A 25849-nucleotide genomic window follows, 5' to 3' on the forward strand; every position below is an offset into this window, starting at 1 on the left:
TCGGACGGGACGCAGCGTTGCCTGTAAACCGGCTATGCCTCTGTCCCCTTTGGTGCGAGCCTTTCACCATTAATCATGCGATCAGTCTGAGGGTTGGTCGGCGAACAATGGAGACGCGGAATGGCGGAACGGGAAAAGCCGGTAATCGGTGTGGTTGGCCTTGGTAGCATGGGGCTGGGGATGGCTCAGACCCTTGTGGCAAAAGGGTTCGTTACGCTGGGGTTCGATCTATCAGCCGAGCGCAAGACACTTGCTCAAGCGGCAAAAGTAACGCCTGCAGACACACTCGAGGTACTTTTCGAAGAATCAGAATTCCTGGTCTTCTCTCTGCCAACGGCTCGGGATGTCGAAAATGTAGTCAACGCGCATATCCACCAATTGACGAGTGCGCGCAGACGTGTGGTCATTATCGATACCTCGACCTCCGAGCCGGATGTGAGCCGCGCGTTGGCGCAGAGGCTCGCTTCACTCGGACATGGTTTCCTTGATGCCCCTGTAAGCGGCGGCCCGGCCGGAGCCGCATCCGGCAAACTGACGATGATGGTCGGGGGCAGCGATGCTGATCTGGCGCTGGCGCAAACGGTTATAGAGGCAATGGCTGTCAAAGCCTTGCATGTGGGGCCTAGCGGCGCAGGGAATGTTGCGAAGCTTGTCAACAATCTGCTGGCCGCGGCTCATATGGTGACAACTAGCGAGGGCCTGAAACTTGCACTTGCTGCCGGAATAAGCCCTGAATCGGCCCTCCGTGTTCTGAACGCCGCCTCCGGTAAATCCATGATCAGCGAAGTTCACTTTCCAACCTGGATAATGAACGACCGTTTCGATAGCGGCTTCTCTATGGGGTTAATGCGCAAGGATGTACGCCTGGCACAAGAGATGGCTGAACGCGTAGGTGTGGACAATCCGCTGACATCTGTTGTGGCAGAACTTTGGGCTGGTTCGGAGCATCTCAAGGATAGCGATGACTTCACCCGGATGGGCGCTTTTCAGCCTGATTCATCAAAGTAAGGACCAGAATAATGACTCAACCACATGATCCCAAAGGAAGAGCCGCGCGTATTGCTGAGATTTTCGAGAGCTTCTTTCCGAAGAGTGAGATTGGCAGTTTTGTGAACGGTGAGATGGTCGCGGGAAGCGGTGACGAGCAGAATCTGACGGACCCGGCCACCGGTATGGTTTTTGCTTCATTCAAGGATGCAGATCGGTCGATTATCGATGCGGCGATGGATAGTGCGGCACGTGCTCAAAGGGAATGGATGGCACTGACGGCTTCAGCTCGCGGTCGAATTATGAACCAGATCGCTAGCTGTATCCGCGAACATGCACTGTTGATCGCTGAAATCGAAAGCCGTTCCGCTGGCCGCCCCATCCGCGACATTCGCGGCGAGGCGGTCCGTGTAGCAGAGATGTTTGAATATTATGCCGGCTGGTGCGACAAGCTCTATGGTGATGTCATTCCGGTACCAAGCAGCCATCTCAACTATACACGGCATGAACCGATTGGTGTAGTCACGCAGATTACGCCGTGGAATGCTCCCCTTTTTACTGGCGGATGGCAGATTGCACCCGCAATCTGCGCCGGAAATGGCGTTGTCATCAAACCTTCTGAGCTGACGCCACTTTCTACCCTCATCCTGGGGCTGATGTGCGAACAGGGTGGTGCGCCGCGCGGGTTGGTAAACGTGATTGCAGGGCAGGGTCCTACCGCCGGGCAGGCTGCAGTTTCCCATCCTCGTACGGGTCTGGTCGTTTTTGTCGGGTCGGCACAGGCCGGATCAGCGATTGCGGCGACTGCTGCAAAGAATGTGGTCCCGTGTATTTTGGAACTGGGCGGAAAATCTGGCAACATTGTATTCCCCGATGCCAATTTGGACCGCGCGATTATCGGTGCTCAGTCGGCGATCTTCAGCGGAGCGGGGCAGAGCTGCGTATCCGGGTCACGATTGCTGGTTCACCGGTCCATCCACCAGGCGTTTTTGGAGCGTTACGCTGACGCTGCCAATCGTATTGTTGTCGGAGACCCGTATGATGATAACTCGCATGTCGGTCCGATCAACAACGCGCGTCAATGGGCGAAAATTGATCAGATGGTTCGGGATGGTGTGGCCGAAGGCGCGGTACTTGCGGCAGGTGGAAAAAAACCCGACGCACTGGAGGAAACCGGGGGCTACTACTATGCGCCGACAATCCTTGATCGAGTTGAACCGGCAATGACGATTGCCAGGGAGGAAGTATTCGGTCCGGTAGTCGCAGTCATGCCTTTCGATGACGAGGCGGAAGCAATTGCACTCGCCAACGATAATCCCTACGGTCTTGCAGGTGCGGTGTGGACTGAGAATGTCGCGAGGGCTCATAGGGTTGCGGCCAACGTGCGAGCCGGAACCTTTTGGATTAATGGTTATAAAACGATTTCGGTCATGTCGCCGTTTGGCGGTTTCGGTCGCAGCGGTTACGGTCGCTCAAGCGGTAAAGATGCATTGATGGCTTATACGCAAGCAAAGAGTATCTGGGTAGAAACAGCCGAAAATCCGACTGTAACGTTCGGTTACTCGCCAGAAGCATAACTGGAGGAATGGCAGCAAGGTATTGCAATCAAGAACCGATTGCAAATTTTGCTGCCGCCTATTCCTGCCAAAGCCTGTCTCAAGGAAACGCATCGGGATGCTCATACCCGAGCTTGGCCGACAGGGTGCTGATCGTTACTTCGTCGTGTAGCCACCATTCACGAGGATGGTCTGGCCCGTCATCCACCAGCCATCGGAGACAAGAAAACGGATATAGGGGACAATGTCCTCAATGTCGGTAAGTCCTGTCTTTGAAAAGGCGGAAAGCGCCGCCGCCGTTTTATGATAAGCCTGCGCTTCGGCGCTTTCCTGACCGTAAAAGAATGGCGTGTCCATCGGCCCGGGTCCAATGGCCGTCACCGAAATCCCGCGCTCGCCGAACTCTTTCGAGGCCGCACGCGTGAAGTGCTCGACCGGTGCCTTGGTACCAGCATAGCTCGAGTAGAAGGGCGTGAAGGCGCCAAGCAGGGAGGTAACGAGAGTCACCAGCTTGCCGTTGTCGTTGAGATGTTTGCCGGCTTCCTTGATAAAGAAGAAAGCGCTTTTGGCGTTGACGGCGCTCATCTCATCATATTCGGCTTCGGAAATCTCAATGATCGGTTTTTTCAGCACCTTGCCGACCGTGTTGATTGCAATATCCGGTCTGCCGATAGCGGCGACTACATCTGCGAAGAGCTTTTCGACGGCGTCCGCCGTCGTCATGTCAGCTTTGATGGTAACACATTTAGCACCAGCTGTTTCGACCGCCGCCATTGTTGCTTCGGCTTCGGCTTTAGTCGCCAGGCTGTTATAATGGATAGCGATCGCCTTAGCGCCCTGTGCGGCAAGATCACGGGCGATCAGTCCACCGAGGTTCTTTGCCCCACCGGCGATGATAACGGTTTTGCCCTTGATGCTGTGATCGGTCATGAGGTGGCCTCCTTTGCCAACGTGCGGTCGCACTAGAGACCGCTTTCGTCGGGAAAAGATATCGTCTATGTTTTCGGTATAAAGACTGTCATTCTGACTTCACTTGTCAGAAAAAACGCACAATAAGGAATACTGCGTACCTTGGACCGAATTGATCTGTTCCGTATTTTCACCCGTGTCGTTGAGTGTGCGAGCTTCACCCGCGCGGCCGACACGCTCGGTGTGCCACGTTCCTCCGTCTCTGCCGCGGTTCAGGAATTGGAAGGACGGGTCGGGGCGCGGTTGCTTCATCGCACCACCCGCAAGGTGTCGCCGACCCAGGACGGGACGGCCTTCTACGATCGTTGTCAACGTGTTATCGCAGATGTCGAGGATACGGAAAACCTGTTTCGGCAGACGGCGGCTAAACCATCGGGCAGGCTGCGTATTGATGTCCCTGGTCGGATTGGTCGTCTGATCATAGCGCCTGCGCTTCCGGAGTTTCTCGAACGCTATCCGCAAATCGACCTTGACCTTGGAGTGACGGATCGTGCGGTGGATCTGGTCGAGGACCGCGTGGATTGTGTTGTCCGCGTCGGCCCTTTGAGCGATTCCGGTCTGATTGCCCGTCCAATCGGTAGTTTGGCCCTGATCAACGTCGCAAGCCCTGCCTATCTGACGCGACATGGAACCCCAAGGGAGCTAAACGATCTCAACGCGCATTGGGCTGTCAACTACGCATCCCCATCGAGCGGTCGCGTCGAAGAGTGGGAATGGCTGGAAGATGGAGCCTTGCGAACCTTGCAGATGCGCGGAAGGGTCACCGTCAACAGTGCTGAAGCCTACATTGCCTGCTGTCTCGCAGGGCTCGGAGTGATCCAGATTCCGGCTTACGACGTGCGAAGCCATATCGAGGCCGGCGAACTCGTTGAGATCATGCCGGATTATCGCGCCGGATCGCTGCCGATCACGTTGCTCTATCCGCACAGGCAGCATCTCTCACGCCGGTTGCAGGTGTTTGCTGAGTGGCTTGAAGCTTTGTTAAAGCGTCAGGTCCTGGATAGCTCGACCGTATCGTCAGCCCATCAATGATAACAGCGCCTGGAAGGCAGAAGAGGAAAACACCTGTCCGCCTGAAGGGTTAACGCTGCGGCTAACCGTGATGTAATGAGACGGTTTCAGGCCATGATTTCAAAGGCGTCTCGCTGACATCTGGGTTTAATACGTCAGCTTACACAAAAGATTGGTCATGGTATCTGTGCTGGAGGCAGCTGAGTGTGGCCCCGGCGTTTGCCTGGCTTCATATGATATCCACCAAATCTCCGCTTCTGAAATTATCGTGGTGCGTGCGAGACCGTTCACTTGACGGTCAAAGAAGAGCGGTCGAAAGTGATGCCCGCGGAGGGCGGTGTTTGAATTCGATAGAGCCGTCAATGACGCATACGAACATGTTCTCCATCCGTTAAAATGCGCTGATTTGTGCTTTATTCGGAGATGCAGTTCACTGTTCCAATGCAACGGGTGACGCCGCCAACATTGCTATCCATAGGTCTGAAGCCAGATCAGTCGTGATGGGGCGGGCTGCAGCTTTCATAGCTTCTGTGGGCACTTGTAGCTCGATTTGTACTGTCGAAATCGCTGCTTCGGCCATCACAATATACATGTCAGCTATATCAACATCTTCCCAACCACATTTTTCGATGGCACTTGCAACTTTGTTAAGTAAGTCAAGATCCGTCATTTCGAACCTCCAAAGGGAAACGCGGCAGACAGCTTAATTTCGAACAGGGGCGAAATCTTGTTTACTGCTCTGCACATATCTGCGCCTACGAGGTGCATTTTTTTTACACGTTTCACCGAGGCGGAAGATAGGTTCGTCCTTGAAACATTACATTGTACAGGATCGGTGCTTGATTTAGCCGGACAGGCACCGGATGTTTCTCAATGGGCAGTCCCGGTCCCGGAAATATGCAACGCCAGTAAAGAGCCTTGATAAAGACGCTGCAAAGGAGACCGGATCATCCGGATAGCAACAGGCTTCACTCGCTATACCTGCACTTGTTATGATCTGCCTGACAATACGACTGCACGTAACCAATGTGCTCAAAACGAACATCTTGACCCGACATCAAAAGCCGCATTTGCAACTTTTGCCGCGCCGCGGTTACCCCCGACCTGTTCATCGCTCCACCCCCGAGCCCTACTATTCAGCGCAAAGTAGGCTCTAGTCATGGAACAAGCAAGCTGCAGATTTGTAAGTTGTAAACTATCCACCAGATTTCCCTGGCAGATAGCTGGCTTTTTAAGTCTGAAAACGCCCAGTGCGGGCACTGCGCCTCTCTCCGGAATTTACTTGAACTCCATGGCCTGTTGAGGTGTAACTGTCTGAATGCTTCAATTTACTCTGGAACTTCGCGGCGAAGCTTGCCGGTCGCGGATTTTGCGTCGAAACGAGGCTGGGCTAGTACCTGTAGATGCGCCAAAAACACGCGTTAGGTGCATTTGGTCAGCAAAACCACAGTCGTGAGCCACTTCTGCAATTGGCGTATCGGTTGTTTCCAATAGGGTACGGGCCCGCTCAATCCTCTTCGCAATAACGTACTGATGGACTGTCAGGCCCGTGGCCTTCTTGAATAATCGTGAAAAATGCGCCGGTCCAACGCCTGCCAAATCGCACAGACTATTGGTGGTGATGCGACGATGCAGATTATCTTCTACATAAGTATACACTTTATTGAGTATACTGCGGGATAGTTTACCGCTGTCAAGTAAACTTTCATGATTAAATTTTGAATATCGGGTTATTATTCGCGAAACTAAAAGTCGAGACAAGTATTCCATCTCAATTCGCGAGAATGTACCTTGGTAATCTCTGACCTCCTTCATCGATATGAAAGTCTGAAATAGAAGCTCATCCTGAACCGAAAATGCGTTATTTAGCTCAAAAAGATTATTGGTGAGTATCGAAAATTCGTTTGTAAGACTTTGCAATGTCCGTTCGGAAATGCAGATCACGTCAACTTCTGCAATGGAATCTATTCGTATATTTAGCGGCGCGCGGGGAGGGATAATGCAGACTGAGGATGTTTCGAGATTTAATCGCTTAGTTGATGCCCCTTCCGCGAAAGAACCGTGAATGCGGCCTTCAGCAATCATTATCACCTTGAGGTGAGAATCACGAGCAAGATTAAGTTGGCACGGCGTTATCCGATAACTACTCAATTGAACATTTAATGATCCAAGACTAGCGCTGGATTTCAATAATGTTGTTCCGGCGTAATCTTCAATGAAGGTCGTGGTGCTGACCAGATCGTCACGATTGCTTGTCATTCCCCATCCTGATTTCAAGCCCACTGGAATCGAGGCGAACGCTATATGGAGTATTCTAAGTGCTCTTCCGAGCAAAGATACATAAATATGTCGTTACTAAAAAAATTCTTGCTCGAAAGTCAATTTTGTACAAAACGCGTCGATTTCTGCATAGACAGTAGTTGAATGTTGATTAGTTTTTCAAGCGGAGAATTAGATGGAGGGATTGGGTTCGAATGATTGTCAGGTCGGCAATGCGGGGGGAATAGTTCTGCAAAATACATTGCAGGTACTTTTCATACGATAATTACCCTACTATAAAATGCCAGCTTTGCTGGCGTTTCCGGCTTGTTGCTTTCATTTATCATTTTCGAACCCCTGTTCTTGTTAAGGAGAGGGTTATGGCAGCCATTGTTTACAATAAGGTATCCGGCGAATCTCAATCAGTCGGGCAGAATAATATTGTCTTGACGCAACCAAGCGTCGTTAAACTTTCGCTGAGCCCGAAAGCTGTTTCGGGTTATGAGAAAGTAGGAAATGACCTTGTCATTCGACTTGATGACGGTAGCTCCATTCGAGTTGTAAATTTTTATGCGCATTTTGCGGCTGGCCAGAATAATGAGCTGGTTCTTGAAGACGATGATGGCAAGCTTTGGGCTGGCCAACATAGCGAGGGACTGGCCGATTTCAATTTTGCTGAAATTCAGTCAGTGGACCAGCTTGCCGGTGGATCAGGAAATCTCGGTCCCGTCTTGTTGGGATTGCTCGGATTGGGTGCGGGCGCAGCTATTATAGCCTCCTCAAGCTCTGACGATGATGATGACGATAGTGATGCAGACGCTGATGCTGATGCTGACGCGGATGCAGACGCTGACGCTGACGCCGATGCTGATGCAGACGCTGACGCGGATGCTGATGCAGACGCCGATGCGGATGCAGACGCTGACGCTGATGCCGATGCAGACGCCGATGCCGATGCTGATGCGGACGCTGATGCAGACGCTGACGCGGATGCCGACGCTGACGCGGATGCTGATGCAGACGCCGATGCCGATGCTGATGCGGACGCTGATGCGGATGCAGACGCCGATGCCGATGCTGATGCGGACGCTGATGCAGACGCTGACGCGGATGCCGACGCTGACGCGGATGCAGACGCGGATGCCGATGCCGATGCAGACGCCGATGCGGATGCAGACGCTGACGCCGATGCCGATGCAGACGCCGATGCTGATGCCGACGCTGACGCTGACGCCGATGCCGATGCTGATGCGGACGCTGATGCAGACGCTGACGCGGATGCAGACGCTGACGCTGACGCCGATGCAGACGCGGATGCTGACGCTGATGCAGATGCAGACGCTGATGCTGATGCTGACGCGGATGCCGATGCAGATGCCGATGCCGATGCTGATGCGGACGCTGATGCAGACGCTGACGCGGATGCCGACGCTGACGCGGATGCTGATGCAGACGCCGATGCGGATGCAGACGCTGACGCCGATGCCGATGCTGATGCGGACGCTGATGCAGACGCTGATGCAGATGCCGACGCTGATGCGGATGCTGATGCGGATGCTGACGCTGATGCCGATGCCGATGCTGATGCGGACGCTGATGCAGACGCTGACGCGGATGCCGACGCTGACGCGGATGCTGATGCAGACGCCGATGCGGATGCAGACGCGGATGCAGACGCTGATGCAGATGCCGACGCTGATGCGGATGCTGACGCCGATGCCGATGCCGATGCCGATGCAGACGCCGATGCGGATGCTGATGCGGATGCTGATGCAGACGCCGATGCTGACGCTGATGCAGATGCGGATGCTGACGCCGATGCCGATGCAGACGCCGATGCTGATGCTGACGCTGACGCCGATGCCGATGCTGACGCTGACGCTGATGCAGATGCCGACGCTGATGCGGATGCTGATGCTGATGCAGACGCGGATGCCGATGCTGATGCGGATGCTGACGCCGATGCCGATGCCGATGCCGATGCCGATGCTGATGCCGATGCCGATGCAGACGCAGACGCTGATGCGGATGCAGACGCTGATGCTGATGCTGATGCCGATGCAGATGCTGATGCAGACGCGGATGCCGATGCAGATGCTGATGCAGACGCGGATGCCGATGCCGATGCTGATGCGGATGCTGATGCCGATGCCGATGCAGACGCAGACGCTGATGCGGACGCGGATGCCGATGCAGATGCTGATGCAGACGCGGATGCCGATGCAGACGCTGATGCTCCAGATGCACCGACAGCCGAGCTTGCTAATGACACCGGGATCGCCGATGACGGTATCACCAGTGACAACACAATTCTCGTCAGCGGCCTCGAAGATGGCGCAACCTGGGAATACAGCACCGACGGTGGTGCGACCTGGCAAAGCGGTAGCGGTACCAGTTTCCAGCTTGGAAACGATACTTATGCAGCTGGAGACGTTCAGGTGCGTCAGACCGATGGCGCAGGCAATACCAGTTTGTCTGGTTCGCTTGGTGCTGTCACAATCGCCGCTCTTGAGGGAGCCGACGATACGGCAGATGTCGACATGGGCGGCCGGGAATCGACGGCTCATGCGCCTGTCACCGACGAAAATCTCCAACTGCTGGGGCTGCTTGATGACGGTAGTAATGCTGCTGGCGTTGCATTTACCGTAGCAGCCGGCTCGAGCGGCGACGTTACTATCGAGGTCAGTCAGAGTGCGCTTATAGCGGTGGCGGATGCCTTTAACGTTGAAGTCTACGACGCCGATGGCAATCTTGTGCAGGTGCTGACTACGGGCAATGATCCATTAGTCGGGGACGTTGCTGGTGTAGGACTGCTCGGTCTAACCGGAGACAATACCCTGGTTGCAAATATCACCGGGCTTGAGCCCGGAGATTATACCGTCGTCGTACGCAAGGGCGAGAGCGCACTGGGGTCTCTCCTTGATGCTGACGGTGACGGGGTATCTCTGGAAGAACTGGGTCAGGGTGGAGTTGTACTCGGCGCAGAGAACCAGGCTCTGGTCCTGGATGCGGTAGAAACCGCCCTCAATGGTGAGATACTGCCAGGAATAGGCCTGCCTCTGGGCACTGTGGTGGTCAATATTCTCGAGCCAATTCTTGACACCACCACGGCTATTGGAGCCGGTCAACTGGTTGAAGTACTCTCTACAGCGCTTGGTAATCTGGGTCTGACAGGGTCATTGGATACGGTCTTAGGGGCCGTGGCGGAGGCTCTTCTCAGCAATACACTGACACTTATTCAGGATACATCGGTCACCGTTTCGCTCACCGAGCACAGTTTCGTGGACGGCGATACTCCCGTCAGTGGCAACGTGATTGATCCCGACGGTGCTGTTACTGGCGAAGCCGGTGAGGATACCATCGTTCCAGGAACCGAAGTTACGCAGGTAGCATTCAGCGATGGAACGGTTGTTCAGCTCGTAGACGGCAGTGCGACCATTGATGGCGCCTTTGGTACTCTGGTTATCAATGCAGACGGTTCCTACACCTATACTCCCAACGGAGACACTTCTTCGGTCGGCCAGTCGGAAGTCTTCACCTATACCATCTCCGATGGCACCAATTCAGTAGAGGCCAATCTGAGCATCAATCTCGATGGTGAACTGGTAGCTGATGATACTGCGTTGGCGGGTGTTGAATATGACTATGTGGTAACCCCAGGTGAGAGCATTCCTGATGCAGTCGAGTATAGTTGGGTTGTCTCGATCCCAGGCCTTCCGCCGGTAGGAACTGGTAGCCTTGTAAGCAGCAGCTTTGAGGTCGAAGCCAACACCACCCAAGATATTACCCTGACCGTGGATGCGGGCAGCCTTCTGGGCCTGGGAACGGGTGTCGTTCTTTATGTCGAAATGAACGACGGAGAAGGCAACTGGGGGCAGTATGCCATTTATAACACCAGTCAGCTTCTCAGCTTGCTCGGATCTGGCGGTGTGGGTGACATTCTGGTTCCGGACCTCCCGATTGGCGAATATCGCGTCAGGATGGAAGTCGATACCGGCCTGAGTCTTGCAGGTGCAGTCAGTGTGGATATAGCATCCTCGATTACCCATCTGGACGAATATACTGTAAGTGATACCTTCGTTGCAGAAGGCAATCTGTTCGATAATGATCTGATCGGAACAGAACTGCCGCCACTTTCGGTGTCCGGTGATGGCACTACATTCCTGGACGTCGTAGAAGGTGCTTCCCAGGTAGTTCAGGGTAATTATGGCGCTCTGGAGATCAATGCCGATGGTTCTTATACCTACACACCGGATGATCGGGCAACAGCAGGTGGTGACTTCACAGATACGTTCACCTACCGGATTGAACATAACGGTGTTTATCAGGAAGCTACGCTTACTGTGAACGTAAACACGACCATACAAGGGGAAGAAACAGATAGCGGCACAGCGAATGTTGCTTTCCTCAGCACGGGTGATGATGTTGTGCCAATGAATGAGCTGACAACCAATGGAGACGAGCAGTTCGCTCATCACGATCAGTCTGAAATCCTTCAAGAGAGCATCGTTCTTGATGATGGTAGTGGCGAAATCACCTTGCCAACCAGCGAGAGTGACATTGGAGAAAGTGGGTCTCCAACCACGTTGAGCAGCGCTGATACGGCTTCGGTCGCGATCGGCGAGGGCAGCGTTACAGATGATCCGCTGGCCTATCTGACGCCTGATCCACTTGCGCAAGAAGACCAAGTCCATACCGCACACGTGGTTTGATCGGTCTGCCCTGCCGCCAACCCATCGGCGGCAGGGAGCCATCCGATAAACTTCAGGCCTTGGCTGGTAATGACGGATCTTAAATGCGTAAAACCCGGTTTCAAAGTCATGCCACGACTTTCATGTTTGTCTCATGGCTTTTGGTCGGATGCCAAACAACCGATACGGAAACTGTTTCGATCGATAGGGGCCTTGACCGCAAAGCTGCGACAACCCAGGTCCCCCAACTCCTGTCGACGGCGGCGCCTAATCCTCCACGATCCGCGGTCGACAGGAGTAATATGGCCGCGTCTACGGCTTCGGCCACGGTAGCCTCAGGCTCGATAACCATGGAAGCCGCTGTCCGTCGCGCCGTGGGGTGGCATCCTGCGGTTAGTGAAGCGACGGGACGTATCTACCAGGCTGATGAACGTATCCGTGCTGCGCAAGCAGGATATTATCCAAAGTTGAATGCCGGTCTGGATTCCGGATATCAAAGCAATAATCGTGCGGGTTGGCGACCGAATTTCAATGTTTCTGCATCCCAATTACTCTACGATTTTGGCAAGGTGTCCAGCAAAGTCGATATAGAACGTGCCGTTAAGGACATCAGCAACGCACGCCTTCTTCTCGCAATCGATGATCTGTCCCGAGATACTGCGAATGCTGTGGTCGAAGTACAACGTTACAGGCGGTTGTCGTTTCTGGCTCAGGAACAGGTCGAGGGGGTCAGGCGTATTGCGGGTCTCGTCAATCAGCGAACCGACAAGGGCGCAAGCACCATGTCGGACAAGGTGCAAGCTGATGCACGCGTAGAATCTGCATTGGCTACCCAGTTACAGTTCCAGTCGGAACTGAATCGTTGGCAAACTGCGCTTGGTGCATTGATGGGAGGAGGGACACCAAATCCGACTTCCGATGCGCCCGGTTGGCTGAGCAAGGCTTGTGACACTGCAGTGCCAGATTGGGAAGAAGTGCCGGCTATGCTTCAGGCAAAGGCTGAGAAGGAAGAGGCAAAGTCCCAATTGGCCGCCAGCCGTGCTGAAGCATTCCCTACCATATCGCTGGAGGCTTCAACCGGATATGATCTTAATGCGTCTCGCGATGATACAAGAAGCAATGACCGTCAACCCGAATACGCTGTCGGTGTGAATGTGTCTGCAAGTCTCTACAATGGTGGTCAGACGGGAGCACTTAAAAGAGCTGCAGCTTACGCGTTACAGTCGGCGGAAGCCGCCATCAGTACGGCCCAGTACGACGTCAATCGCAATCTCATGGAGGCGCGAAGTCAGATCGGAACTCTAGGTCGTTTGATGGGGTCGCTGGAATCGCGCGCTGACATGATGGTCAAAACCCGAGATCTGTATCGTGAGCAATATGTGGAGCTTGGAACACGCACTTTGCTCGATCTTCTCAATGCCGAACAAGAACTGCATGAGTCGCGATTTCAAATCGCCAACACGATTCACGATCTCCGCCGGCTGAATATCAGCTGTCTTTATAATACCGGCAAGGTCCGTAAGGAGTTTGGCGTCAATCCGAAGATGGTGCGAGGAGGCACGCCCAGCCAATGAAACACGGGGAAAATCCTCCCGACATGGGCTCAGTTCTGACGTTTGGTCGCTCGGAGGCTGCTCATCAACCACAATGCCATCCGGGCCATGCGGATTACTGGTTGGAGGCATTGCGCCTTGTTGCGCAATATTATCGGCTTCCACTCTCGGTTCAGAAGGCCAAACTCGCAGTCGCTGCCGAGGGCGACAAAGCAGCTATCGAAACGAAGCTTCACGCTATTGCCCGCAGCATGGGCCTCGGCGTCAAGCTGGTCGAGACAAAGAATATCAATTTTTCGAGCTGGCACGTTCCGTTCATTCTGGAGCTGACGGATGGGCAGTTGGTCGTTGTTCACAAAATTTCAAAGGACCGGGAAGCTGCAGTCTGGTTGAGTGGTGAACAAAGGCTCGAACAAGTCTACGTGCTCGATGAACTGTTGGCAAAAACACGCCGTGTTTTGCTCGCCCGCCCTGCTAGAACTGTCCCTGATGCACGCGTTGATGCCTATATCAAGCCCTTCAGGGAAAACTGGCTGAGACGTATCGTCTTTCGCGATTACGGTTCCTATGTCCACGTCGTGGTTGCTTCGCTTATAGCCAATACACTCGGCCTGGCAGGCATTATTTTCTCAATGCAGGTCTACGATCGCGTGGTTCCGGCCCAGTCCTTCAATACGCTCTACGTATTGTTCAGCGGTGTGCTCCTGGCGCTGTTCTTCGATTTCATGATGCGTCGAGCCCGCATGGGCATAATTGACATGCTCGGCAAGCGGACAGACCTGGAAATGTCCGATGTCGTGTTTGGCCATGCGTTGCGCGTACGCAATAGGGCCCGGCCGACATCGACAGGTTCATTTATCGCGCAATTGCGCGATGTCGAACAAGTGCGCGAATTGTTGACATCGACGACTGTATCAGCAATCGCCGACCTCCCTTTTTTTCTTCTGTTCCTCGCATTGTTCGGCTGGCTGGCAGGATCTCTTGTCTTTATCCCGATAGGTGCGATGTTCGCTCTTGTCCTGCCGGGTATCCTTTTGCAAAGGCGTATACGTAAGCACGCAAATGAGGCAATGCGTGAATCATCCTTGCGCAACGCCATGTTGGTCGAAACAGTACAGGGCATCGAGGACATTAAAAGTCTGCAGGCTGAGGATCGCTTTCAGCAGCAATGGAACCATTTCAACGCTGTGACCGGTGAAGCGCAAATCAGGCTTCGTTCGATTACCAATGGATTAAGTACCTGGACACAGAATGTTCAGACCGGTGTCTATGCGCTAACCGTTTTCCTTGGCGCACCAATGGTAATCAGTGGAGATATAACAACCGGGGCATTGGTGGGAGCTTCCATTCTAGGTTCGCGAATGTTGGCCCCAATGGGTCAGTTTTCCCAGATCGCTGGCAGATTACAGCACGCCAGGATCGCAAAAAAGGGCCTCGACCATCTTATGCAGATGCCGGTAGACCATCCCGATAGCGAAAGCCGTATTCATTGTCCAAATATCAAGGGAGACTATGCTTTTAAGAATGCGCTGTTTCGCTATGGGGACGAAAGCTCTTCTCCAGTACTCCTGGTGAAAGATCTCCGGATTGAGCAGGGCGAACGAATTGCTGTGCTTGGACGGAATGGGGCTGGCAAATCCACTTTATTACTTGCCTTGTCGGGATTGCTGGATTCAAGCGAGGGAGATGTTGCCCTCGACCATCTGTCTTTGTCGCATATTGATCCCGCCGATGTGCGGCGCGACATTGGTCTTTTGACCCAGAATTCGCGCCTGTTTTTCGGTACACTGCGTGACAATATCATCATGGGCGCGCCCAATGCATCTGACGAGGAAATCCAGCGCGTACTCAGCATGGTGGGAGCGGACAGTTTCGTCAGGAAAATGGCGCAGGGACTTGAACATCTGGTCCAGGAAGGAGGGAGCGGTCTGTCCGGAGGGCAGAAGCAAGCCATCTTATTGGCGCGCCTGTTGGTCCGCGATCCCTCTGTCGTGTTGCTTGATGAGCCGACTTCGTCGATGGACGAAGCAACCGAACGTCATTTCATTCAGCAGTTCGCCAAATGGAGCGAGGGGCGTACCGTAGTCATTGCAACACACCGCACTCGCGTTCTTGAGCTCGTCAATCGATTGCTCGTCGTCGAAAACGGGCAGATCGCGCTTGATGATACCAAGGAGCGCGGTTTGCAGACTTTGCTCGGCGTGAGTAAGGTTGAAACACCCAGAAAGTCCTAGGAGGAAGGGCATTATGGCGGCACTCGGGGAAGATTTCGGTGATTGGGTCAACGGGAACACAGGCGGGGCGCGGCTTAAACGCGCAAAGAAGTTTGTGCGACTTGTATGTGCGCTTTTTGCTGTTTTGCTGGTATGGGCCTATCTGGCACTGCTGGACGAAGTATCGACCGGGACCGGTAAGGTGGTTCCTACCTCCCAGGAACAGGTAATTCAGTCTCTGGAGGGAGGAGTCCTTGCGAAGCTGAATGTGCGTCAGGATGATGTTGTTGAGCCTGGCAAGATACTGGCTCAGCTCGACCCGACTGTTACTGAAGCGACGGTGCAGGAAAGTGCAGCCAAGTACCGGGCAGCTCTTGCCAGTTCGGCGCGACTGACAGCCGAGGTTAGTGGAAGTGATCTGGACTTTCCTGACGAACTGGACGACTTCCCCTTGCTCAAGACATCCGAAACCAAACTCTTTGAAGCACGCAAGCGCAGTCTGAAGGAATCCCTCGACTGGCTAGCTGAATCCAGGAAGCTGGCACAGGACGAACTCGAAATCAGCCAGTCGCTGACGAAGATGGGGGCCGCCAGTAATGTGGAAGTCATTCGCCTGAAACGACAGCTGGTGGAACTTCAGCTCAAGGAAACCGAAATCCAGTCCGACTATATTGTTAAAGCCCGCGAAGAATTGGCGAAAGCAAACGCCGAAGTGGAGTCACTTTCATCGGTAATTCGTGGCAGATCTGATGCTCTGGCTCGTCTTACCTTGCGTTCACCAGTACGTGGCATCGTGAAAGATATTGAAGTTTCAACAATAGGTGGCGTAATTCCGCCAAACGGAAAACTGATGGTTATCGTTCCGCTCGATGACCAACTGCTCATCGAAGCCCGGATTTCGCCACGTGACATTGCCTATATCCACCCCGATCAGCCGGCGACTGTAAAAATAACGGCGTATGACTATGCAGTTTATGGCAGTTTGAAGGGCACGGTCGTCAGTATTTCTCCTGACACGATACAGGATGAGACCAAGCCCGAAGAATTCTACTACCGCGTTTTTATCAAAACGGAAACTGATGCATTGTTCAACAAGAACGGCAGTCGCTTTCCGATTGTTCCCGGTATGGTCGCGACAGTGGATATCCATACCGGCAGCAAAACCGTATTTGAATATTTGATCAAGCCGTTCAACCGGGCCGGCGAAGCACTGAGAGAGCGATAGGAATGCGAGGAGACCCGAAGGGAGCCTAAGATGCATTGTCGGAATATCCGACATTTTTCCCTTTTTGTTTTTTGAAAGATCCTCAAACAAAAATTCAAGCTGGTGGAATGAGCTCATGGATGTTTCGATAAAAAATTCCGCAGGGATTTCGACAATTGAGGGCAAAGTCCCTTTTCCAGATGAGACCTCATTGGGTTTCTCACGCAAAATCCGGCTAATCGAAAAATACCTTCGCACCAATCCGTTTTTCAAGACATGGCGGAAAACACCGCTGACCTTGTTCATTTCTGTTTCAGACGGCGATGCGAGAGCATCTGTTATTCATAGCACAGCTGTAACAATCGAGGCGGCTTGGAAGAATATTATTCCTGCATTGCAAGAACTTATCAGAAGTCGGAAGCTTCGGGGTAATTGGTTGCGGATCGAGTGGTCGGACGAGATTGAAGCCGTGACTCTGAAAGAATTACGACTGCTCCTGAAAAAGACCAAACGAAATTACTTCAGATGCGGAATTGCGTTCGATTCTGATCTCCGGATTGCTTTTCTTGAGCAAGAACTCAATGGCAACGCCATGCTTTATGGGGGAAGTAACATTGCTCATGCAGTCCTGAATGAGAACAACTTCAATATTTATGCGCGCAAACGTTACGGCGACAGTGTTTCACTGGATTTTGGCGACAACGATAAAGTCTTTCTTTTTTCTACCAATGGATTTTTCATAGACGGGAATGAAGATTGCCATCAGCTGGAAAGTTCGGGCCGAAATGCCGGACGACGTAAAACAGATGCCTTGACAACAAACGATGTAGAACATCTGGTCCAAACCAGCTCTGCGCATCTTGCACGACAGGTGGGCAATAGCGGAGCTTTTATATATGGTTATCATCCCTGTTTTGACAGGGAGATAGCTGCCTATAATGCGCTGCGCCATGCAAGCAGCACCTACGCGCTAATCGAAGCCTGGGAGATAACGCGCGAGCCAGCATTGGGACAGGCAATCGATCGCGCGCTTCACTATCTTACCTCTACGCTCATCAGGACGGTGACCCTCGAAAGTGGTGCAACTGCAGCTTTTCTCGTTGAGCAAAATTGCGAAATCAAGCTTGGCGGAAATGCAGTGGCTGTTCTCGCCTTGACCAAATATAGCCAGGTGACGGGTGACAGCTGCTATCATGTTTTGCTTGAGCAACTGGCAATGGGCATATTGCACATGCAAAATGCCGAGACCGGTGCCTTTGTCCACGTACTTTCCTATCCGGATCTCGCAGTTAAAGCGAATTTCCGCATCATTTATTATGAAGGCGAAGCGGCATTCGGATTGATGCGACTTTATGAGCTCACAGGTGACGAACGCTGGCTCAACGCTGTCGAACGGGCATTTGATCATTTTTTGCGTGCAGAACACTGGAAATGGCACGATCATTGGCTTGCCTATTGCGTCAATGAATTGACCAGATATCGCCCCGACATCCGTTACTTCAAGTTTGGCATCAGAAATTTCGCTTCTTATCTGGACTTTGTCCTTGAGCGCATTACGACATTTCCGACCTTGCTTGAGCTGATGATGGCTGCCCAGCAGATGGTCCACAGGATCGGGAGTAACCCCGATCTTCGCCACTTGCTCAACGACATCGATCTGAAGAAATTTTATAGCGCCCTTCACCATCGAGCTCGTTACCTGCTCAACGGTTACTTCTGGCCCGAAATGGCGATGTACTTTGCCAGACCCGACAAGATCGTTGGCAGTTGCTTTATCCGCCACCATGCGTTCCGTATCCGTATAGATGACGTGGAACATTACCTCTCTGGTTTTATAGCCTATTTGAAGTTTCTTCGGGCGGGAGCGCCAGAGATAAGGCTGAAGCCCTCATCGTCGTTAACGAACGGATGGGACGCAGGTGAAATTGTTCGAGCCACGCAAGGCCATTGGGTTACACAGCCGCCAGACCATTGGACCGCGAGAGGCATCTCCATTCATGCTTCCACCTTCCAGGAAGGGCAAATGGTCCTGCTCCGCAACGCGCAGGGCAAAGGCATCCCGTTTTCAAAGATCAAATCCTTGCCCAAAACGCCAGCAGCAATTATTGCGCCCATCGGTACTTTGGCCGGTGCGAAGCTTGATATCCCTGTTTTGGAAGTAGAAGCGACGGACAGAGCCCTATTTAACCTGGGGGCCATGGCGCGCGATCACTTCGCAGGCAAGGTTATCGGCGTGACAGGCAGTGCGGGAAAAACGACTGTGGTCGCCATGCTGTCACATGCCTTAGGTGCCTATGGAAAGGTCGAGCAAAGTACACACAATGCCAATTTACCTCATGGAGTTGCCTGGAATCTCGCATCCTTCGATCGAGCAGCAAATTATATTGTTCTGGAAATGGCTGTCGGACGGATGGGACAAAGCACGCGTATGGCGCGACCCCAAGTGGCTGTGTTTACCAACATTCAACCGGCACATCTCAGCGAGAATAGTACTATCGGGGACATTGCCCGGACAAAGTCAGCAATATTCAAAGGCATGAGACAGGGGGATATCGCCGTCCTGAACCGGGATATGCTTGAATGGGAAACGGTCCATGCGGCAGCAAGAAGCGCGGGTTTGACAATCGTACATTATGGAATCACGGAGAGCTCCGACTACGCATTGGTCGACTATTCTTCCGACCGGCGATTGGTTCGGGCAAGAACACCATTTGGCGAACTATGCTATCATCTCAAGGCCCCTGGAATGCACATGGCACTGAACAGCCTCGCTGTTCTTGCCGCAGTCGCTGCAGTCGAATGTGATATTTCTCCTGCGCTTGCTACATTCAACAGTTTCAAGGCGCTCCCTGGCAGAGGAGAAGATCTGCAAATCCATCTCGACGGCAAGCCGGTCAAGATCATCGATGATGCCTATAATGCCAATCCCGGTTCGATGTCTGCGGCGCTGGAGCACCTCCATCTTGAGCCAGCAACCGGTCGACGGATCGCGGTTCTGGGCCAGATGGCGGAGCTGGGGCCGGATGAAGCGAATTTCCACATTGGTCTTGCCCAGCAGGTCAATGACCGGCAGATAGACAAAATCTATGCAGTCGGTTCTCTTTATGCTCCTTTCTGGGAGAAACTACTTCCTGATAAACGCGCCATGCATGCGCAACATTTCGAACAGCTGAAACCCCGTTTGCTTAAGGAACTCAAAGCAGGCGATACTGTCCTATTCAAGGGATCGAATAGCACGAAAATACATGAGCTGGTTGCATGGCTGAAAGAAACTGCAGCAGACCCACAAAAACCAGACATAAAGCCGGGCACGAGCGCATTGTTCTTCGATTGTGAAAGAGAGGAGGTCCTGTTTTCGGTTGAAGATGAACTTGTGCAAAAGCCGGCCTCTCTAACGAAGCTGCTGACACTTTGCCTGGTAATGGACCGTCTTGTCGCACAAGCTATAGACCAGAAGACATTGCTCACTATTCCAGAAGACGTGCGCGAGACCAACAGTTGGTGGGGTTTTGAACCTGGGGAGCAAGTGGCAATCACCGACCTGATGAGAGCCAGTATTATCGTCAGTGCCAACGAAGCAAGTAATGTGCTCGCGGCCTGGCACAGCGGAAATCGCGCGCAATTCACACAACTCCTGAATGAGCACGCGCGCCAGATCGGCATGTTGAACACAATCTTCTCATCTCCAAGCGGGCTAGGCAGCAACCAGAAAACGACTGCGCGGGATGCCCTTGTCCTTGCCCGCTATGTGCACAAAAAATACCCTCAAATCGTCGCGATGAGCGCGGAAGAATTTTTCGAATGGAAGGGGAAGAAGCACAGGAACACCAACCGTCTCATATCAAAAATCGACGGCGCGGCAGGTTTGAAAACGGGTTCACTTAACAGGACAATCAATAATCTGATATTCTCCCGCTTGCAAAACGGAAGGTTGTCAATTGCAATTGTTCTTGGGGCTCCAGATAAAGACAGCCGGGATCAAATTGTCGAACACATGTTTCAATCCTTTGGAAAGTGACAGGCCTATTCGATCTGTTCCAGATCCATGGCCTGCAACGCCGCCATGATTTGTCGCGGCGTCTTTCCCTGGGCAATCAATGCCGACGTCAGTTCTGCCTGTTTATAAAGTCCGTGATGCTGTCGGTCTCCGGCCCTGACATAAATGTGGTAGGGGTTAAAACCCGCCGCTTTCAGTTTGCGCACATAAAAAAGCTGCGTGGAAAAGGGTATGACAAGATCTTCCGGGTCGGACAGGACCCAGATGATGGGGGCGGGGGTGTTGGAAATCAATTGTATTTCGTCGACAGGATCATAGAAAGCATCAATATCGTGCAGCAACGGGCCAGGAACAGAGCGGCGACGATCCCAGATTTCTGTGACCCGCTTTACCGCTAGAAGCCCGGACGAAATAACCACGGCCTTGATATCTTTTCTTTGCGTGAGCAAGGATGCAACGATATGGCCCCCGCCGGATTGCCCGGCCAGAATGAACCGCTTGATACCATATCGTTGTTTAAGTTGATCCAGCGCGCCGTTCATAAGGTCGACTTCGCGTTTGTGACGGCGCTGATTATGATCCCCAGACGAACCGTAAAGACCCGGTCTTGCAAGAAAAACAACCGGAACGCTGGCCTTTTCACTCCATTCATACATGTCCGACGTAATGGAAGCGGGCGATTTGCCAAGATAGGATTTGCCTATGAAGCGTACTGCTTTCGAGTTCCGGAGAATTGCATCTCCGGGGAAGTAGACGATGGCGGTTGAGTTGTCCTCAGACCAACCGCCAGAATAATAGCGGATGCATTCTCCTCGCTTCTCTACTTCTACCCAGAAGCTATTCGTGATTTCCGAGCATTGTTGGGCGAGGCCGATGGAACCGTTCAAAGCATCATATTCGGCGAAGGTTTCCTCACCCATCGGAACGCTTAGCATGCGTGGCCTGGTACGCTCGAACGGCCCGAGTTTCATCGCGTCTGTCTGTGCACTGCCTACACCCCAGGGGATCGACAGGAAGACAAGAAGTGAACGGAATATTCTCGCCAGCACCTTCATTTGATCGCTTTCTCGTGGGCTTCATTCTGCCCGCCCGGATTCTGCATAACAATAATTACCTGAACAATTACATTCCTGGTTTTGAATTGGAAGGAAACTGATAGGCTCTGATGGGATAGACGCCCCTCCGACGGCGTTGATGTGGCAGAATAGGTATGTTGAACACTATTGAAGAGGAGGCGTCCATCCCATCAGAGCCACAAAGAACGTCCTTTCGCTTGCCCTTATGTCCATCAATAGCGGGAACTGAGCCCAGTACTATCACAAAGTCGCAGACGCGGTCGGCCAGACGTCCTTGCAGACCGCACCTTACTCGTACTCACTATTTCACGAGTGGCCGTTGGTTTCCCTGCTGCCGCAGAGCAATTCGGTTGCCATCGGGGTCCAGCGCTGTCACCAGCACGCCATAAGCATATTCCTGGGGCTCCTGCTCGACGAACTTGACGCCACGCGCGCTGAGCTCGATAAAGTCCCTCCGAAGATCGTCAGTTTGAAGAAATATTGCCCCTGTCTTGTCAGTGTCGGAAGCCGCGCGGCCACCAACACCTGGCCAAAGCAGGATTGGCCATCCCTGACCTTTGTAGCTTATCAACAGGAAGCGACCCTCAGGACCGGGATTGTCGGCTGTCTTCTCGAAGCCTAAGTTTCTGGTATAGAAGTCAAGCGACCTGTCCTGATCCGATACGAACAACGTCGCGAACATAACCTTGCTAAACATTCCGATACCTCTTTGTTCCGATGCGAGCACCGATTGTTTGAGTAAGACGACGTCACCGCCGGAACCGTTCTTTGTCACATCCGCCAGTTTTCGTTCGTCATACCCATGACGAAGTGTTTGAAGGAAACGTGACCGATGGAAGCAAAAAAAATCTCGCTTGAGCAATTCGAGGCCAATCGCCCACACCTGCGGGCAGTGGCGTGCCGCATGCTCGGTTCACTGAACGAAGCAGAGGATGCGGTGCAAGAAACCTGGCTGCGCCTCTCCCGAACGAAGGTCGAGGATATCACCAATCCGGGCGGTTGGTTGACAACCACCACAGCCCGAATCTGTCTAGATATGCTGCGATCACGCAAGGCGAGGCGTGAAGAGTCTTTCGACAAAATCGGATCCAAGACTATTCACGAAGCTGGCAAAGGTCTGGAGGACCGGTTAACCGCAGCGGATTCGGTCGGCCTGGCCTTGTTTGTGGTGCTCGAAAAACTTGCTCCCGCTGAACGTCTGGCATTCGTGCTGCGCGACGTATTTGCGGTACCGTACAATGAGATCGCCTCCATTGTCGGCCGGTCCACAGAGGCTACGCGCCAACTCGCAAGCCGCGCCCGCCGCCGCGTGCAAGGTTTGCCGAAGGCGGATAGCGCCGACCGCGCCATGCGGTGGAAGCTCGTCGAAGCCTTTCTTGCCGCGGCGCGAGGCGGCAACTTCGAGGCGCTGGTATCCGTGCTGGATCCGGACGCCGTTTTCCGGGCCGATTGCGAAGCTACCCGCCAGGGTTCGCTTCCTGAGATCCGCGGCGCAAGGGCCGTAGCAGAGGCTTTCAAGGGCCGAGCGCACAGTGCCTTGCCGGCGGTTGTGGATGGGTGCCCTGGCCTCATCATAGCTCCTGATGAACATCGGCATTTTGTGCTACGCTTTTTCTTTAACGACGGAAAAATCATCGCAATTCGGGCGGTTGCGGACCCTGAGTGCCTCGCACGCCTCGACTTGAAACTGTCGCCGGGTTGATAATTGGTCGCTAGTCCCCCAGCCACTTCATTAGAGGAAATTGCGCTTGGTGGAAGGGATCTGTGCTTTTATTTCACGATTGGAATACCGGGCCCGCTACACTGAATGCCAACGGGCTCACCAATCGCAGTATACTCATCCGAAAAACCTTCGTTTTTTTTGCAACGGCAGCGACAGCAACGAGGTCGCTAGCCGTGCGAGCGCTTGCACCTTCGTTCCAGACATTGGTGTAAAAGTCACACGATTTCCAAAGTGATAGTTTCACTTTTCATGCTTCAACCACCGCTGATGGGCGGGAACCGGTCGGTCGGCTTGCGGGCGGAGAGAGGGGCGAAGTGGCCTGCAAAAATCTGTCGTGTAAGTCGGGCTTTGACACCCGACCATTGCGACAGGAATTCCCGTGAGAATTTAAAGTCAGTTCTTCCTAATGCAACATTGAGGAATTTCGAGACAAATAGCCGAATAACAAACAGAGTTCGGCGATTGCGCGAGTGCGAAACGACCCATCAAATGCAGGGATCAAATACTTAATTTTTTGGCGAACGGAGCAGGCAGAACTCTTCGCCCCGGAAGCGAAGTGCGACATAGCTACATTGGTTCATGTGATCAATCAAACAGGCTTGCTCGGGAGTTGACATTTCTTCCATCGTGCAGCGCTCTGCCGCACATATCTGACTATAAATCTGACCGGTAGGAACATGCGCGACGAAAAGCGAGGTCTTCGGTCCTTTCGGGTTGAGAGTTTCATATGCGGCTATCAACCTCTCGAAAACCTCACGATCCTGCCCCACAGGGTCAAGGTCGATCCCCATCTCGCCAACCTTGCCCACCATTTTCATGTAGCGCAGATGTTTTGATTCAGAACAAACAAGTCGATCAGCCTTTGCGGGGATCGAAAACGTCAAGATAATGGCACTGAAGATAACTGCCATCTTCTGCATAAATTCTCTTTCCATAGGTGATTAAGGGCCGTGTAAAGTTTTGGCTTTGCTGTCAATTCCGGCCATCTTAACGTCTGAGTCATGGAAAGTCATTCAAAACGACAAACGGCCACAATGAGGTCGGGACCAGACTGTCCGATTTTGCCGACCATGAATAAAATAGCCGCCATAGAACGTGACCCATCGCCAAGACTGTTATCGGCCCCATACCAGTCATGGCTATCGAGCAGGGATTACCAGAACCTGCTCGTGGCCTTGGACTTAAAGATATAAACATTTCTTTATGTGCTATTGACATTGTGTGGCCGATGCAGGAAGGTTGCAATGTCTAGGTTCTCCGGCTGTCGTATTCGATACGCCGGAGCTAAGAGGGAAGTCCGTGCCCCGTCTCATTCGGGAAAGTCGGCGCTGCCCCCGCAACTGTAAGCGGCAAGCTGACGTCCAGAATGTCACTGGGGTTCTCCCTGGGAAGACGGACGATAGCAATGACCCGCTAGCCAGGAGACCTGCCTTGGCAAAGTAACGTCCACGGGCGGGGTGTCCCGGTGTGCCGTAGCAAAGACCGTGTAACGGTCTGTGTTGCTATGTGTCCGCTGACCCATGCCCCCAACTTATTGGGATAGGTTATGTCTCAAACCGCAATTCCAGTCGCCGCCAAGGGCGAGCCGGTCGTAGATCGGTCGCATATCACGACGCATCACGACTTTACGTTCCGCGTCATGAGCCATCGTTTTGATGAGAACTATCACCCTTTGGACAATACGCGTATCACGACGAATTTTGCTAATTTGGCCAGAGGAGAGAACCGCCAGGACAACCTCCGTAACGCCTTGAGAATGATTGACAATCGTTTCAACGCGCTGGCGCATTGGGATAACCCGGAAGGCGATCGCTATTCCGTTAAACTCGAAATCATTTCGGTTGAAATGAAAATCGGTCTTGAAGGCAAAAACGATGCCTTCCCACTGATTGAGATACTGAAGACGAATATCGTGGATCGAAACACCAACGAGCGTATTGAGGGTATTGTCGGAAACAACTTCTCTTCTTACGTGCGGGATTATGACTTCAGCGTATTGCTGCCAGAGTACAATAAGAACCGATCCGAATTCGCAACGCCGGACAATTTCGGCGATCTTCATGGAAATCTGTTCAAATGTTTCCTCAATTCAGCTGCTTACAAAGAAAATTTCAATAAACCACCCGTCATATGCCTGAGTGCATCAAGTAGCAAAATCTATCATCGGACAGACAACCAACATCCTATACTTGGTGTCGAATACCGGCAGAACGAGTTCTCGCCGACCGATGAATACTTCAGAAAAATGGGATTGCAGGTTCGATTTTTCATGCCTCGAAATAGCGTTGCACCTTTGGCTTTCTATTTTATCGGAGATTTGCCGGGTGATTACACAAATCTCGAGCTTATCAGCACTATCAGTACGATGGAGACCTTCCAAAAGATTTACCGACCAGAGATCTATAACTCCAATTCTCCAGCAGGTGCATGCTATCAACCGAACTTGAAGCAGCAGGACTATTCGCTGACCCGAATTGTCTACGACCGAGAAGAGCGTAGCAGGCTGGCTGTTGAGCAGGGAAAGTTCGCGGATGAGCACTTCATCAAACCATACAAAGAGATTCTTGAACAATGGTCTGCCAATTACGCTCATTGACGAACTAACGATAA

Annotated in this window: 17 protein-coding genes, 1 pseudogene and 1 riboswitch; of the genes and pseudogenes, 11 read left to right on the top strand and 7 right to left on the bottom strand. The window is 52.8% G+C overall.

Going from position 1 to position 25849, the window contains the following annotated elements; all coding sequences use genetic code 11:
* Positions 1-120: 120 nt before the first annotated feature.
* Positions 121-1008 carry an NAD(P)-dependent oxidoreductase gene (locus tag AAE521_RS17530; protein WP_342062026.1) on the top strand — a complete coding sequence of 296 codons (888 nt, stop codon included), beginning with the start codon at positions 121-123 and terminating at the stop codon, positions 1006-1008.
* Positions 1009-1019: 11 nt separating this feature from the next.
* Complete coding sequence (locus AAE521_RS17535) at positions 1020-2564, top strand: aldehyde dehydrogenase family protein (RefSeq protein ID WP_342062027.1); 1545 nt, start codon at positions 1020-1022, stop codon at positions 2562-2564.
* A 135-nt stretch (positions 2565-2699) separates the two neighbouring features.
* On the opposite strand, the gene AAE521_RS17540 is transcribed toward AAE521_RS17535, so the two are convergent.
* On the bottom strand, positions 2700-3473 hold the full coding sequence (locus tag AAE521_RS17540) for an SDR family oxidoreductase (protein ID WP_342062028.1): 774 nt from the start codon (positions 3471-3473) through the stop codon (positions 2700-2702).
* A gap of 141 nt (positions 3474-3614) precedes the next feature.
* Here AAE521_RS17540 and AAE521_RS17545 point away from each other — a divergent pair, with 141 nt between their 5' ends.
* Complete coding sequence (locus tag AAE521_RS17545) at positions 3615-4544, top strand: LysR family transcriptional regulator (protein WP_342062029.1); 930 nt, start codon at positions 3615-3617, stop codon at positions 4542-4544.
* Between the two features lie 409 nt (positions 4545-4953).
* Here AAE521_RS17545 and AAE521_RS17550 read toward each other — a convergent pair whose 3' ends face one another.
* Both AAE521_RS17550 and AAE521_RS17555 read right to left on the bottom strand, forming a co-directional pair.
* On the bottom strand, positions 4954-5193 hold the full coding sequence (locus AAE521_RS17550) for a hypothetical protein (protein ID WP_071632688.1): 240 nt from the start codon (positions 5191-5193) through the stop codon (positions 4954-4956).
* Positions 5194-5846: 653 nt separating this feature from the next.
* Entirely contained in the window at positions 5847-6782 is a 936-nt protein-coding gene (locus AAE521_RS17555) for a helix-turn-helix domain-containing protein (RefSeq protein ID WP_342062030.1), read from the bottom strand.
* 380 nt (positions 6783-7162) lie between these two features.
* Between AAE521_RS17555 and AAE521_RS26775 the strand changes: the two are divergent.
* A pseudogene (locus tag AAE521_RS26775) lies at positions 7163-7480 on the top strand (BapA/Bap/LapF family prefix-like domain-containing protein); the annotation flags it as partial.
* Between the two features lie 81 nt (positions 7481-7561).
* Here the strand turns inward: AAE521_RS26775 and AAE521_RS17565 are convergent.
* On the bottom strand, positions 7562-9160 hold the full coding sequence (locus AAE521_RS17565) for a hypothetical protein (RefSeq protein ID WP_342062047.1): 1599 nt from the start codon (positions 9158-9160) through the stop codon (positions 7562-7564).
* A 60-nt stretch (positions 9161-9220) separates the two neighbouring features.
* Between AAE521_RS17565 and AAE521_RS17570 the strand changes: the two genes are divergently transcribed.
* From AAE521_RS17570 to AAE521_RS17590, 5 genes are all read left to right on the top strand, one after another.
* Complete coding sequence (locus AAE521_RS17570; protein ID WP_342062046.1) at positions 9221-11494, top strand: BapA/Bap/LapF family large adhesin; 2274 nt, start codon at positions 9221-9223, stop codon at positions 11492-11494.
* Between the two features lie 281 nt (positions 11495-11775).
* On the top strand, positions 11776-13047 hold the full coding sequence (locus AAE521_RS17575; RefSeq protein ID WP_235817668.1) for a TolC family outer membrane protein: 1272 nt from the start codon (positions 11776-11778) through the stop codon (positions 13045-13047).
* Positions 13044-15260 (top strand): type I secretion system permease/ATPase, encoded by a 2217-nt coding sequence (locus AAE521_RS17580; protein WP_342062031.1) that lies wholly within the window; start codon positions 13044-13046, stop codon positions 15258-15260. Before AAE521_RS17575 ends, AAE521_RS17580 begins: the two co-directional genes overlap by 4 nt.
* A gap of 13 nt (positions 15261-15273) precedes the next feature.
* Complete coding sequence (locus tag AAE521_RS17585; RefSeq protein WP_342062032.1) at positions 15274-16464, top strand: beta-barrel domain-containing protein; 1191 nt, start codon at positions 15274-15276, stop codon at positions 16462-16464.
* 115 nt (positions 16465-16579) lie between these two features.
* Positions 16580-20461 carry a Mur ligase family protein gene (locus AAE521_RS17590; RefSeq protein ID WP_342062033.1) on the top strand — a complete coding sequence of 1294 codons (3882 nt, stop codon included), beginning with the start codon at positions 16580-16582 and terminating at the stop codon, positions 20459-20461.
* A 5-nt stretch (positions 20462-20466) separates the two neighbouring features.
* Here the strand turns inward: AAE521_RS17590 and AAE521_RS17595 are convergent, their stop codons facing one another.
* The gene (locus AAE521_RS17595) at positions 20467-21327 is read right to left on the bottom strand and encodes an alpha/beta hydrolase family protein (protein WP_342062034.1); all 861 of its coding nucleotides are present in this window, start codon (positions 21325-21327) and stop codon (positions 20467-20469) included.
* A 490-nt stretch (positions 21328-21817) separates the two neighbouring features.
* On the bottom strand, positions 21818-22291 hold the full coding sequence (locus AAE521_RS17600) for a VOC family protein (RefSeq protein WP_342062035.1): 474 nt from the start codon (positions 22289-22291) through the stop codon (positions 21818-21820).
* 57 nt (positions 22292-22348) lie between these two features.
* On the opposite strand from AAE521_RS17600, the gene AAE521_RS17605 reads away from it, so the two are divergent.
* Positions 22349-23218, top strand: a complete 870-nt coding sequence (locus AAE521_RS17605) for a sigma-70 family RNA polymerase sigma factor (RefSeq protein WP_071632681.1) — start codon at positions 22349-22351, stop codon at positions 23216-23218.
* A 527-nt stretch (positions 23219-23745) separates the two neighbouring features.
* Here the strand turns inward: AAE521_RS17605 and AAE521_RS17610 are convergent.
* Complete coding sequence (locus tag AAE521_RS17610; RefSeq protein ID WP_342062036.1) at positions 23746-24159, bottom strand: hypothetical protein; 414 nt, start codon at positions 24157-24159, stop codon at positions 23746-23748.
* 313 nt (positions 24160-24472) lie between these two features.
* Positions 24473-24687: riboswitch (cobalamin riboswitch) on the top strand.
* 98 nt (positions 24688-24785) lie between these two features.
* On the opposite strand from AAE521_RS17610, the gene AAE521_RS17615 reads away from it, so the two are divergent.
* Entirely contained in the window at positions 24786-25835 is a 1050-nt protein-coding gene (locus AAE521_RS17615; protein WP_342062037.1) for a DUF1852 domain-containing protein, read from the top strand.
* Positions 25836-25849: the final 14 nt, after the last annotated feature.

Origin of the sequence: Brucella cytisi (assembly GCF_038433355.1) — a bacterium.
Taxonomy (GTDB): Bacteria; Pseudomonadota; Alphaproteobacteria; order Rhizobiales; family Rhizobiaceae; genus Brucella; species Brucella cytisi.

Excerpts from the sequence above, each read along its gene's own strand:
- AAE521_RS17530 (WP_342062026.1), top strand. The coding sequence starts at position 121 with ATGGCGGAACGGGAAAAGCCGGTAATCGGTGTGGTTGGCCTTGGTAGC.
- AAE521_RS17535 (WP_342062027.1), top strand. The coding sequence starts at position 1,020 with ATGACTCAACCACATGATCCCAAAGGAAGAGCCGCGCGTATTGCTGAG.
- AAE521_RS17540 (WP_342062028.1), bottom strand. The coding sequence starts at position 3,473 with ATGACCGATCACAGCATCAAGGGCAAAACCGTTATCATCGCCGGTGGG.
- AAE521_RS17550 (WP_071632688.1), bottom strand. The coding sequence starts at position 5,193 with ATGACGGATCTTGACTTACTTAACAAAGTTGCAAGTGCCATCGAAAAA.
- AAE521_RS17555 (WP_342062030.1), bottom strand. The coding sequence starts at position 6,782 with ATGACAAGCAATCGTGACGATCTGGTCAGCACCACGACCTTCATTGAA.
- AAE521_RS17575 (WP_235817668.1), top strand. The coding sequence starts at position 11,776 with ATGGCCGCGTCTACGGCTTCGGCCACGGTAGCCTCAGGCTCGATAACC.
- AAE521_RS17580 (WP_342062031.1), top strand. The coding sequence starts at position 13,044 with ATGAAACACGGGGAAAATCCTCCCGACATGGGCTCAGTTCTGACGTTT.
- AAE521_RS17585 (WP_342062032.1), top strand. The coding sequence starts at position 15,274 with ATGGCGGCACTCGGGGAAGATTTCGGTGATTGGGTCAACGGGAACACA.
- AAE521_RS17590 (WP_342062033.1), top strand. The coding sequence starts at position 16,580 with ATGGATGTTTCGATAAAAAATTCCGCAGGGATTTCGACAATTGAGGGC.
- AAE521_RS17605 (WP_071632681.1), top strand. The coding sequence starts at position 22,349 with ATGGAAGCAAAAAAAATCTCGCTTGAGCAATTCGAGGCCAATCGCCCA.
- AAE521_RS17610 (WP_342062036.1), bottom strand. The coding sequence starts at position 24,159 with ATGCAGAAGATGGCAGTTATCTTCAGTGCCATTATCTTGACGTTTTCG.
- AAE521_RS17615 (WP_342062037.1), top strand. The coding sequence starts at position 24,786 with ATGTCTCAAACCGCAATTCCAGTCGCCGCCAAGGGCGAGCCGGTCGTA.